Origin of the sequence: Streptomyces gilvus (assembly GCF_022513565.1) — a bacterium.
Classification (GTDB): Bacteria; Actinomycetota; Actinomycetes; order Streptomycetales; family Streptomycetaceae; genus Streptomyces; species Streptomyces gilvus.
This window is the reverse complement of sequence record NZ_JAKWBE010000006.1, coordinates 177,056-189,412: the sequence shown is the minus strand read 5'-3', so window position 1 is coordinate 189,412 and position 12,357 is coordinate 177,056. Positions and strand designations below refer to the sequence as shown.

The following is a 12,357-nucleotide window of genomic DNA, read 5'->3' as shown; positions in this document are numbered from 1 at the left end:
TGACCTGACCGGGATCAGGCGGACAGACGGGCGCGACCCTTGCTACGGCGGGACGCGAGAATCGCGCGGCCGGCACGGGTGCGCATACGCAGCCGGAAGCCGTGGGTCTTCGCGCGACGACGGTTGTTCGGCTGGAAGGTGCGCTTGCTCACTCGGGGGCTCCAGAAATCAAATCGGTGGTTGCGGGTGCCGTCCTGGCTGTCACCGTGCGCCCACGAGTAGCTCGCAGTTACGCCCGAGTGCACCGCTTCCCGATCACCTGACGCGATCTGTGCCCTTCGGAGGCAGGCGGCAGCAGCCATCGACAACTCGACCTGGTTACGGTACGCGCGGCTACGCCATCCGGTCAAACCAGGAGTCACGGAGAGACACTGTCCACAGCCTGGGGACAACAACTTGAACCGCACCCGTCGCCCTGACTACCGTGGCTGAACTCCGATTCGTTCCCTTGACCCCTTGTTCTTGGCTCCACCCCATTTGAATCCCGACCCGTCCCACAACCACACGTTCGTGGGACTCGTGAGAGAGCGTGCCCTGTGGCTGACGTACCTGCCGATCTTGCCGCAGTGTGGCCACGAGTACTGGAGCAGCTTCTCGGCGAGGGGCGCGGGCAGGGTGTGGAGACGAAGGACGAGCACTGGATCCGGCGCTGCCAGCCGCTCGCGCTCGTCGCGGACACCGCCCTGCTCGCCGTACCGAACGAGTTCGCGAAGGGGGTGCTCGAGGGACGCCTCGCGCCGATCGTCAGCGAGACGCTGAGCCGCGAGTGCGGCCGCCCGATCCGTATCGCGATCACGGTCGACGACTCCGCCGGCGAACCCCCGGCCCCGCCGGCGCCTCCGGTCCGCTCCCAGCCGCGCTACGAGGAACCGGAACTGCCCTCGGGCCAGTACGACGGCCCCTACGACAACCAGTACGAGGGCTACGGCCGCCACCGCGCCGACGATCGCCGCCAGACCCGCACCGAACAGCTGCCCGGCGGCGCCGGCGACCAGTTGCCGCCCCCGCGCGCGGACCAGCTGCCCAGCCCGCGCCCGGCCTACCCCTCCGAGTACCAGCGTCCGGAGCCCGGCGCCTGGCCGCGCCCCTCCCAGGACGAGTACAGCTGGCAGCAGCAGCGCCTCGGCTTTCCGGAGCGCGACCCCTACGCCTCTCCGTCGCAGGACTCCTACGGCTCCCCGCAGGACTCGTACGCCCCGCCGTCCCAGGACTACCGTCCGCAGCCGATGGAGCGGCCGCCCTACGACGGCCAGCGCCCCGACTACGACCAGCCGCGCCCGGACTACGACCGCGACGGCCGCGGCGACTACGACCGCGACGCCCGCCGGGAGCTGCCCGAGCCGCCGTCCGGCTCGGGACACGTCCACCGGGGCGGCCCCGTCGGCCCCAACCTGCCCACCACCGGCGCCCCCGGCCCGCTGGCCGCGAAGCCCGCGCCGGCCACCGGTCCCGGTGAGCCCACCGCGCGCCTGAACCCGAAGTACCTCTTCGACACGTTCGTCATCGGCGCCTCCAACCGTTTCGCGCACGCGGCCGCGGTCGCCGTCGCCGAAGCGCCGGCGAAGGCCTACAACCCCCTGTTCATCTACGGGGAGTCGGGCCTCGGCAAGACGCACCTGCTGCACGCGATCGGGCACTACGCGCGCAGCCTCTATCCGGGCACGCGCGTGCGTTATGTGAGCTCGGAGGAGTTCACCAACGAGTTCATCAACTCCATCCGCGACGGCAAGGGCGACAGCTTCCGCAAGCGGTACCGCGAGATGGACATCCTGCTCGTCGACGACATCCAGTTCCTCGCGGACAAGGAGTCGACGCAGGAGGAGTTCTTCCACACCTTCAACACGCTCCACAACGCCAACAAGCAGATCGTGCTCTCCAGCGACCGGCCGCCCAAGCAGCTGGTCACGCTGGAGGACCGGCTGCGGAACCGTTTCGAGTGGGGTCTGATCACCGACGTCCAGCCGCCCGAGCTGGAGACGCGCATCGCGATCCTGCGCAAGAAGGCGGTGCAGGAGCAGCTCAACGCCCCGCCGGAGGTACTGGAGTTCATCGCCTCCCGCATCTCGCGCAACATCCGCGAGCTGGAGGGCGCGCTGATCCGGGTGACGGCGTTCGCCTCGCTCAACCGGCAGCCGGTGGACCTGGGTCTGACGGAGATCGTCCTCAAGGACCTGATCCCCGGCGGCGAGGACTCCGCCCCCGAGATCACGGCCGGCGCCATCATGGCGGAGACCGCGCAGTACTTCGGGCTGACGGTGGATGACCTGTGCGGCACCTCGCGCGGCCGGGCCCTGGTCACCGCCCGGCAGATCGCCATGTACCTGTGCCGTGAGCTCACCGACCTCTCGCTGCCGAAGATCGGCGCGCAGTTCGGCAACCGCGACCACACGACCGTCATGCACGCGGACCGCAAGATCCGCAATCTGATGGCCGAGCGGCGCTCCATCTACAACCAGGTGACGGAGCTGACGAACCGCATCAAGAACGGCTGAGCCGGCCACTCACAGCCACGCTCACGCCGTCGAGGGCGCTCCCGGGACCGATCCCGGGGGCGCCCTTCGTCGTCCCGCGGACACCCGCTGTTCGATTACCTGCCGGGTTACGGCCTCTCTCCACAGATCCGGTGACTTTTTCCCGTCCACATCCTGGGGACCGCGAAGTTGTCCAGATCACGGTCCACAGGCAGCCTGTTGAAAGACGATCACCCCAGCTCAGGTGGTTGTGGATTCGTGGACAGAGGATCTCCACAGACTGTGGACAGGCGGAAGATCCACAGGCTGTGCATCGAGTTGTCCACCGGCAACCCACAGGCCGGACCCTGTTGTCCCCAGCGAATCGCCACTTCTCCACATGCCTGTCCACTGTTCGGCAACCCGACGCGCCTGATCACCGCGTCGAGTGAAAGGCGTCACACGAAGGTGCCGGGTTGGGCTGTGGGAAACGTGGGTAAAGCTGGGGACGGCACTGGGGAGAACTCGCCTCAGGCTGTGCACGGGGTGTGCAGAACTTTCTGTTCTCCACAGAACCCCGGAGTTGTCCACCGCCTCCGCCCACAGGGCCAGTGGACAAAATCTCGCCTCTGAGCTGGGAAAACGGGGTTATCCACGGTATCCACAGCCCCTACTACTACTCCCGACTAGAGAGAGCGAGAAGTTCGTTTCGAAGGGGGCCCTGTGCACAACTCGCCGTCCGGCTCCCGGCTGCCCCTCGTCACGACTTGACCCCGACGGGCACCTACTGTCAGTGCCGTGCGTCAGACTGTTCCCCGGTGTCCTTCCCGTCACAGGGGCCGACGACACCGAGACAGACGACGAAGCCAGGCAGGCCGTAGAAGCGCCGGCAACAGCAGGAGGCGGCAACAGTGAAGATCCGGGTGGAACGCGACGTACTCGCGGAGGCAGTGGCCTGGGCGGCGCGCAGCCTCCCGGCCCGTCCGCCGGCGCCTGTCCTCGCCGGCCTTCTGCTGAAGGCCGAGGACGGAGCCCTGAGCCTGTCCAGCTTCGACTACGAGGTCTCCGCGCGGGTGTCGGTGGAGGCGGAGGTCGAGGAGGAGGGCACGGTCCTCGTCTCCGGCCGGCTGCTCGCCGACATCTCCCGTGCGCTCCCCAACCGCCCGGTGGAGATTTCCACAGACGGTGTACGGGCGACGGTGGTCTGCGGCTCCTCGCGGTTCACGCTCCACACCCTGCCCGTGGAGGAGTACCCGTCCCTGCCGCAGATGCCGAACGCGACGGGCACGGTGCCGGGCGAGGTCTTCGCCTCCGCGGCCGCCCAGGTCGCCATCGCCGCCGGCCGTGACGACACGCTGCCCGTCCTCACCGGTGTGCGCATCGAGATCGAGGGCGACACGGTGACGCTGGCCTCCACCGACCGCTACCGCTTCGCGGTCCGCGAGTTCCTGTGGAAGCCGGAGAACCCGGAGGCCTCCGCGGTCGCCCTGGTGCCCGCAAAGACGCTCCTGGACACGGCCAAGGCGCTGACCAGCGGTGACAGCGTGACCCTGGCGCTGTCCGGCTCGGGCGCGGGCGAGGGCCTGATCGGTTTCGAGGGAGCCGGGCGGCGCACGACCACCCGACTCCTCGAGGGCGACCTCCCGAAGTACCGCACGCTGTTCCCGACGGAGTTCAACTCGATCGCCGTGATCGAGACCGCCCCCTTCGTGGAGGCCGTCAAGCGCGTGGCCCTGGTCGCCGAGCGCAACACCCCGGTGCGGCTCAGCTTCGAGCAGGGCGTGCTCATCCTGGAGGCCGGCTCCAGCGACGACGCACAGGCTGTGGAGAGGGTCGACGCGCAGCTGGAGGGCGACGACATCTCGATCGCCTTCAACCCGACCTTCCTGCTGGACGGCCTGAGCGCGATCGACTCCCCCGTCGCCCAGCTCTCCTTCACCACGTCCACCAAGCCCGCTCTGCTGAGCGGCAAGCCGGCCCTGGACGCCGAGGCGGACGAGGCCTACAAGTACCTGATCATGCCGGTCCGGCTGAGCGGCTGACGCCGGGGAGTTGTCCACAGGCCGTGGAGGAAGAACGCGCGGCCTGGGGAAACCCGCAGGTCGGGGCGTACATCTGAGCGTGTATGCCCACAGCTGTGCGTGAGCGTCCGGGTTTAGGCTCGGACGTGGGTACGAACAGGTGCCTCACACGCCACACAGCAACCTAAGGATCAACTGATGGAGCTCGGTCTCGTCGGCCTCGGCAAGATGGGCGGCAACATGCGCGAGCGGATCCGCCGCGCGGGCCACACCGTCGTCGGATACGACCGCAACCCGGACCTCGCGGATGTCCACAGCCTGAAAGAGCTTGTGGAGAGCCTCGCGGCCCCGCGCGTGGTCTGGGTGATGGTCCCGGCCGGTGCCCCCACCCAGTCGACCATCGACGAGCTGGCCGAGCTCCTCGAGCCGGGCGACGTCGTCGTGGACGGCGGCAACTCCCGCTGGACGGACGACGAGAAGCACGCCGAGGAGCTCGCGGCCAAGGGCATAGGCTTCGTCGACTGCGGCGTCTCCGGCGGCGTCTGGGGCCTGGAGAACGGCTACGCGCTGATGTACGGCGGCGACGCGGAGAACGTCGCCAAGGCGCAGCCGGTCTTCGACGCCCTCAAGCCGGAGGGGACGCTCGGAGCGGTGCACGCCGGCAAGGTCGGCGCGGGGCACTTCGCGAAGATGGTCCACAACGGCATCGAGTACGCGATGATGCAGGCCTACGCCGAGGGCTGGGAGCTGCTGGAGAAGGTCGACTCCGTCACGGACGTGCGCGAGGTCTTCCGCTCCTGGCAGGAGGGCACGGTCATCCGTTCCTGGCTGCTGGACCTGGCGGTCAACGCCCTCGACGCGGACGAGCACCTGGACAGGCTGAAGGGTTTTGCACAGGACTCCGGCGAGGGACGCTGGACTGTGGAAGCCGCCATCGACAACGCCGTGCCGCTCCCGGCGATCACGGCCTCCCTCTTCGCGCGGTTCGCGTCGCGCCAGGAGGACTCTCCGCAGATGAAGATGATCGCGGCGCTGCGCAACCAGTTCGGCGGCCACGCGGTCGAGACGAAGTAATCCACAGGGCCGCACGAGCGGTCCACAACCTGGGGGAGGTCGGCGACCGACCATGCACGTCACGCATCTGTCGCTGGCCGACTTCCGCTCGTACGCCCGGGTCGAAGTCCCGCTCGACCCGGGCGTCACCGCCTTCGTCGGCCCCAACGGCCAGGGCAAGACCAACCTCGTCGAGGCGGTCGGCTACCTCGCCACCCTGGGCAGCCACCGCGTCGCCTCCGATGCCCCCCTGGTGCGCATGGGCGCCGACCGCGCGGTGATCCGGGCGCAGGTCAGGCAGGGCGAGCGGCAGCAGCTGGTCGAGCTGGAGCTGAACCCCGGCAAGGCCAACCGGGCCCGCATCAACAGGTCCTCGCAGGTCAGACCCCGTGACGTGCTCGGCATCGTACGCACCGTGCTGTTCGCGCCCGAGGACCTCGCCCTGGTCAAGGGCGACCCCGGCGAGCGGCGCCGTTTCCTCGACGAGCTGATCACCGCCCGATCCCCGCGCATGGCCGGCGTCCGCTCCGACTACGAGCGGGTGCTCAAGCAGCGCAACACCCTGCTGAAGTCGGCCGCCCTCGCCCGGCGCCACGGCGGCCGTTCCATGGACCTGTCCACCCTTGACGTCTGGGACCAGCATCTCGCCCGCGCGGGCGCCGAGTTGCTCGCCCAGCGTCTGGACCTGATCGCCGCGCTCCAGCCGCTCGCCGACAAGGCGTACGAGCAACTGGCCCCGGGCGGCGGTCCGATCGCCCTCGACTACAAGTCGTCGGCGCCCGGTGAGGCACACACGCGTGAGGATCTGTACGGGCAGTTGACGGCGGCGCTCGCCGAGGCGCGCAAGCAGGAGATCGAGCGGGGCGTCACCCTCGTGGGACCGCACCGGGACGACCTGCTGCTCAAACTCGGCCAGTTGCCCGCCAAGGGGTACGCCTCGCACGGCGAGTCCTGGTCGTACGCGCTGGCGCTGCGCCTGGCCTCCTACGACCTGCTGCGCGCCGAGGGCAACGAGCCGGTGCTGGTCCTCGACGACGTCTTCGCCGAGCTGGACACCAGCCGCCGGGAGCGGCTGGCCGAGCTGGTCGCGCCCGGCGAACAGGTGCTGGTGACGGCCGCGGTCGACGACGACGTACCGCACGTGCTGGCGGGTACCCGGTTCTCCGTGGCGGACGGGACGGTGGAGCGCGTATGACGGACCAGGACCCCGCCCCTGACAAGCCCGCGGAGCCGAGTGGCGTCGACCTCGCGCGCGTGGCGCTCAGGGCGGCGAAGGAAGCGGCACGCGCGCGCGGGGACGCGGCGCAGCAGAAGAAGCAGGCGCGGCGCGGGGGGCTGCGCTCCGGCGCGCGCGCCGACGGACGCGACCCCATGGCGCTCGGCGCCGCGATCAACCGGCTGATCACCGAACGGGGGTGGGAGACGCCGGCCGCGGTGGGCGGGGTGATGGGCCGCTGGCCGCAGATCGTCGGCGAGGACGTGGCCAAGCACTGCGTGCCGGAGAAGTACGACGAGGACGAGCGGGTGCTCTTCGTGCGCTGCGACTCCACGGCCTGGGCGACGAACCTGCGCCTGCTGGCCCCCACCCTGGTCGCCCGGCTCAACGAGGACCTGGGACACGGCGCGGTGCGGGTGATCAAGGTGAACGGCCCCGGCGGCCCCGCCCGTCGCTACGGCCCCCTGCGTGCCCCGGGCAGCACCGGACCCGGCGATACCTACGGGTGACAGACCTCACATTCGAGCCTTCGCGGCGGTGCCGTCGTACCGCCGCGGGGCGTCCTGTCGTATGACCGCGCGCGGTCGCGCATCGCGACCTGACTCCCAAGTAGCCAGGGGTTGACAGCCGAAAGGGCTGAGTGCCTGCGTGAGCCTCTTGGAGCCCCGCTCCGCATATGGGGAGTCGGACGAGACCGGTTGAGGGCGCCACATGAGGACTCAGGTACCGGCAAACCCCCATCACTGTCGGCGCTACCGGTAGACTGGGAGCTAATCCCGCCCCATTCGTGGGGACCGTCCGGGAAAAGCTGAGCAACGCTGATCAAGGCTTACCAACGCAACATGCCGCAGCCGCTCCGGCAACCCCGCCGACGAGCCCGGCTCGTGCTGTGCCAGAAAGGGCGCTTCGTGGCCGATTCCGGCAACCCCAACGAGAACATCCCGTCCACCGACGCCGGCGAGAACGGCGCGGTGACCTCGTCGAACGGCGAGGCCACCGCCTCGTACGACGCCAGCGCCATCACCGTCCTCGAGGGGCTGGACGCGGTCCGCAAGCGCCCCGGTATGTACATCGGCTCGACCGGTGAGCGGGGGCTGCACCACCTCGTGTACGAGGTCGTCGACAACTCGGTCGACGAGGCACTGGCCGGCTACGCGGACACCATCGACGTCACGATCCTCCCGGACGGCGGCGTGCGCGTCGTCGACAACGGCCGTGGCATCCCGGTGGGCATCGTCGCCTCCGAGGGCAAGCCGGCCCTCGAGGTCGTGCTGACCGTGCTGCACGCGGGCGGCAAGTTCGGCGGCGGCGGCTACGCGGTCTCCGGCGGTCTGCACGGCGTGGGTGTCTCCGTCGTCAACGCGCTGTCGTCGAAGGTCGCCGTCGAGGTGAGGACCGACGGCCACCGCTGGACGCAGGACTACAAGATGGGCGTCCCGACGGCGCCGCTGGCCCGGCACGAGGCCATCGAGGAGACCGGCACCTCGGTCACCTTCTGGGCCGATCCGGACATCTTCGAGACCACCGAGTACTCCTTCGAGACGCTCTCGCGGCGCTTCCAGGAGATGGCGTTCCTCAACAAGGGTTTGACGATCAAACTCACTGACGAGCGCGAGTCGGCGAAGGCGACCTCCGGTGCCGACGAGGCCGGTGCGGACGAGAAGGCCGAGGTCAAGACCGTCACGTACCACTACGAGGGCGGCATCGTCGACTTCGTGAAGTACCTCAACTCCCGCAAGGGAGACGTGGTGCACAACACCGTCATCGACCTCGAGGCCGAGGACAAGGACAAGAGCCTGTCCCTCGAGGTCGCGATGCAGTGGAACAGCGGTTACAGCGAGGGCGTGTACTCCTTCGCCAACATCATCCACACGCACGAGGGCGGCACCCACGAGGAGGGCTTCCGCGCGGCCCTGACCTCGCTCATCAACAAGTACGCGCGCGACAAGAAGCTGCTGCGCGAGAAGGACGACAACCTCACGGGTGACGACATCCGCGAGGGTCTGACCGCGATCATCTCGGTGAAGCTGAGCGAGCCCCAGTTCGAGGGGCAGACGAAGACCAAGCTCGGCAACACGGAGGCCAAGACCTTCGTGCAGCGGGCGGTCTACGAGCACCTCAACGACTGGCTCGACCGCAACCCGGTCGAGGCGGCGGACATCATCCGCAAGGGCATCCAGGCGGCCACCGCGCGCGTGGCGGCCCGCAAGGCGCGCGACCTGACCCGCCGCAAGGGCCTGCTGGAGTCGGCGTCGCTGCCGGGCAAGCTCTCCGACTGCCAGTCGAACGACCCGACCAAGTGCGAGATCTTCATCGTCGAGGGTGACTCCGCCGGCGGCTCGGCCAAGTCCGGCCGCAACCCGCAGTACCAGGCGATCCTCCCGATCCGCGGCAAGATCCTCAACGTCGAGAAGGCCAGGATCGACAAGATCCTGCAGAACCAGGAGATCCAGGCGCTGATCTCGGCCTTCGGCACCGGAGTCCACGAGGACTTCGACATCGAGAAGCTGCGCTACCACAAGATCATCCTGATGGCGGACGCCGACGTCGACGGCCAGCACATCAGCACCCTGCTGCTGACCTTCCTGTTCCGCTTCATGCGGCCGCTGGTCGAGGCCGGCCACGTGTTCCTGTCGCGTCCCCCGCTCTACAAGCTCAAGTGGGGCCGGGACGAGGTCGAGTACGCCTACTCCGACCGTGAGCGCGACGCCCTGGTGGAGCTCGGCCGGCAGCGCGGCAAGCGCATCAAGGAAGACACCATCCAGCGCTTCAAGGGCCTCGGCGAGATGAACGCCGAGGAGCTGCGCGTGACGACCATGGACCAGGAGCACCGCGTCCTCGGCCAGGTCACCCTCGACGACGCCGCCCAGGCCGACGACCTGTTCTCGGTGCTGATGGGCGAGGACGTCGAGGCCCGCCGCCAGTTCATCCAGCGCAACGCCAAGGACGTCCGCTTCCTCGACATCTGAGTCGGTCTCAGCTGACCGCACCAGGAAGGATCTTCACCAGCAATGGCCGACGAGAACACTCCCCCCACGCCCGAAGAAGGCGGCGACATCGCCCAGCGTGTCGAGCCCGTCGGGCTCGAGACGGAGATGCAGCGCTCGTACCTGGACTACGCGATGTCCGTCATCGTGTCCCGCGCGCTGCCCGACGTCCGTGACGGTCTCAAGCCCGTCCACCGCCGGGTCCTGTACGCCATGTACGACGGCGGCTACCGCCCCGAGCGCGGCTTCTACAAGTGCGCCCGTGTCGTCGGCGACGTCATGGGCAGCTACCACCCGCACGGCGACTCCTCGATCTACGACGCGCTGGTCCGTCTCGCGCAGCCGTGGTCGATGCGGATGCCGCTGGTGGACTCCAACGGCAACTTCGGCTCTCCGGGCAACGACCCGGCGGCGGCCATGCGCTACACCGAGTGCAAGATGGCGCCGCTGTCCATGGAGATGGTCCGTGACATCGACGAGGAAACCGTCGACTTCATGGACAACTACGACGGCCGCTCCCAGGAGCCGACCGTCCTGCCCGCCCGGTTCCCGAACCTGCTGATCAACGGCTCGGCCGGTATCGCGGTCGGCATGGCGACCAACATCCCGCCGCACAACCTGCGCGAGGTCGCGGCCGGCGCGCAGTGGTACCTGGAGAACCCGGAGGCCTCGCACGAGGAGCTCCTGGACGCCCTGATCGAGCGCATCAAGGGCCCCGACTTCCCCACCGGCGCCCTGGTGGTGGGCCGCAAGGGCATCGAGGAGGCCTACCGCACGGGCCGCGGCTCGATCACCATGCGCGCGGTCGTCGAGGTCGAGGAGATCCAGAACCGCCAGTGCCTGGTCGTCACGGAGCTGCCCTACCAGGTCAACCCCGACAACCTCGCGCAGAAGATCGCCGACCTGGTGAAGGACGGCAAGATCGGCGGCATCGCGGACGTCCGCGACGAGACGTCCTCGCGCACGGGCCAGCGACTGGTCATCGTGCTCAAGCGGGACGCGGTCGCCAAGGTCGTCCTGAACAACCTCTACAAGCACACCGACCTGCAGACCAACTTCGGCGCCAACATGCTGGCGCTGGTCGACGGGGTGCCGCGCACCCTGTCGCTGGACGCGTTCATCCGGCACTGGGTGGCGCACCAGATCGAGGTCATCGTCCGCCGTACGCGCTTCCGGCTGCGCAAGGCCGAGGAGCGGGCGCACATCCTGCGCGGCCTGCTGAAGGCCCTGGACGCCATCGACGAGGTCATCGCGCTGATTCGGCGCAGTGAGACCGTCGAGATCGCGCGCACGGGCCTGATGGACCTCCTGGAGATCGACGAGATCCAGGCCAACGCCATCCTCGAGATGCAGCTGCGCCGGCTTGCGGCCCTGGAGCGGCAGAAGATCGTCCAGGAGCACGACGAACTCCAGGCGAAGATCAACGAGTACAACGAGATCCTGGCCTCCCCGGTCCGCCAGCGCGGCATCGTCAGCGAGGAACTCGCCGCGATCGTCGAGAAGTACGGCGACGACCGCAAGACCATGCTGGTGCCCTACGACGGCGACATGTCCATCGAGGACCTCATCGCCGAGGAGGACATCGTCGTCACCGTCTCGCGCGGCGGCTACGTCAAGCGCACCAAGACGGACGACTACCGCGCCCAGAAGCGCGGCGGCAAGGGCGTGCGCGGCACGAAGCTGAAGGAAGACGACATCGTCGACCACTTCTTCGTCTCCACCACGCACCACTGGCTGCTGTTCTTCACCAACAAGGGCCGGGTGTACCGGGCGAAGGCGTACGAGCTTCCCGACGCCGGCCGTGACGCGCGCGGCCAGCACGTGGCGAACCTGCTCGCCTTCCAGCCGGACGAGGCGATCGCCGAGATCCTCGCCATCCGCGACTACGAGGCCGCGCCCTACCTGGTGCTGGCCACCAAGGGCGGTCTGGTCAAGAAGACGCCTCTGAAGGATTACGATTCGCCGCGTTCCGGAGGCGTCATCGCCATCAACCTCCGGGAGACGGAGGACGGTTCCGACGACGAACTGATCGGTGCCGAACTCGTCTCGGCCGAGGACGATCTGCTTCTGATCAGCAAGAAGGCACAGTCGATCAGGTTCACCGCCACCGACGAGGCACTGCGGCCCATGGGGCGTGCCACCTCGGGTGTCAAGGGCATGAGTTTCCGTGAGGGAGACCAGCTGCTCTCGATGAATGTTGTTCGACCCGGTACGTTCGTGTTCACTGCCACAGACGGTGGGTACGCGAAGCGGACCGCCGTCGACGAGTACCGCGTCCAGGGTCGCGGCGGCCTGGGTATCAAGGCCGCCAAGATCGTCGAGGACCGCGGCTCGCTCGTCGGCGCGCTGGTGGTCGAGGAGACCGACGAGATCCTCGCCATCACACTGTCGGGCGGTGTGATTCGTACGCGAGTCAACGAGGTCAGGGAGACGGGCCGTGACACCATGGGCGTCCAACTGATCAACCTGGGCAAGCGCGATGCCGTCGTCGGCATCGCTCGTAACGCCGAGGCGGGACGCGAGGCGGAGGAAGTCGACGGCGACGTGGCCGTGGACGAGACCGCGGAGGGTGCCGTGACCACCGGCACGGACGAGGGTGAGGCGCCCTCGGCCGAGTAGCACGAGGAGAG

General features: G+C 68.6%; 8 protein-coding genes. 7 read left to right on the top strand and 1 reads right to left on the bottom strand.

The genetic code is table 11. The features are described 5' to 3' along the window. Positions 1–14 precede the first annotated feature (14 nt). Positions 15–152 carry a 50S ribosomal protein L34 gene (gene rpmH, locus MKW14_RS12335; protein WP_003956500.1) on the bottom strand — a complete coding sequence of 46 codons (138 nt, stop codon included), beginning with the start codon at positions 150–152 and terminating at the stop codon, positions 15–17. Positions 153–536: 384 nt separating this feature from the next. Here rpmH and dnaA point away from each other — a divergent pair, with 384 nt between their 5' ends. From dnaA to gyrA, 7 genes are all read left to right on the top strand, one after another. Further along, positions 537–2,492, top strand: a complete 1,956-nt coding sequence (dnaA, locus tag MKW14_RS12330; RefSeq protein WP_308314594.1) for a chromosomal replication initiator protein DnaA — start codon at positions 537–539, stop codon at positions 2,490–2,492. Positions 2,493–3,361: 869 nt separating this feature from the next. After that, entirely contained in the window at positions 3,362–4,492 is a 1,131-nt protein-coding gene (gene dnaN, locus MKW14_RS12325; protein ID WP_240862118.1) for a DNA polymerase III subunit beta, read from the top strand. A 177-nt stretch (positions 4,493–4,669) separates the two neighbouring features. Continuing rightward, positions 4,670–5,545: a phosphogluconate dehydrogenase (NAD(+)-dependent, decarboxylating) gene (gnd, locus tag MKW14_RS12320; protein WP_240862116.1), complete on the top strand. Its 876-nt coding sequence runs from the start codon at positions 4,670–4,672 to the stop codon at positions 5,543–5,545. 52 nt (positions 5,546–5,597) lie between these two features. Further along, positions 5,598–6,719 carry a DNA replication/repair protein RecF gene (recF, locus tag MKW14_RS12315; protein ID WP_240862114.1) on the top strand — a complete coding sequence of 374 codons (1,122 nt, stop codon included), beginning with the start codon at positions 5,598–5,600 and terminating at the stop codon, positions 6,717–6,719. Further along, positions 6,716–7,249: a DciA family protein gene (locus MKW14_RS12310; RefSeq protein WP_240862111.1), complete on the top strand. Its 534-nt coding sequence runs from the start codon at positions 6,716–6,718 to the stop codon at positions 7,247–7,249. Before recF ends, MKW14_RS12310 begins: the two co-directional genes overlap by 4 nt. 375 nt (positions 7,250–7,624) lie before the next feature. Beyond that, positions 7,625–9,709 carry a DNA topoisomerase (ATP-hydrolyzing) subunit B gene (gyrB, locus tag MKW14_RS12305; RefSeq protein WP_240862330.1) on the top strand — a complete coding sequence of 695 codons (2,085 nt, stop codon included), beginning with the start codon at positions 7,625–7,627 and terminating at the stop codon, positions 9,707–9,709. Between the two features lie 42 nt (positions 9,710–9,751). Beyond that, positions 9,752–12,346: a DNA gyrase subunit A gene (gyrA, locus tag MKW14_RS12300; RefSeq protein ID WP_240862109.1), complete on the top strand. Its 2,595-nt coding sequence runs from the start codon at positions 9,752–9,754 to the stop codon at positions 12,344–12,346. Positions 12,347–12,357: the final 11 nt, after the last annotated feature.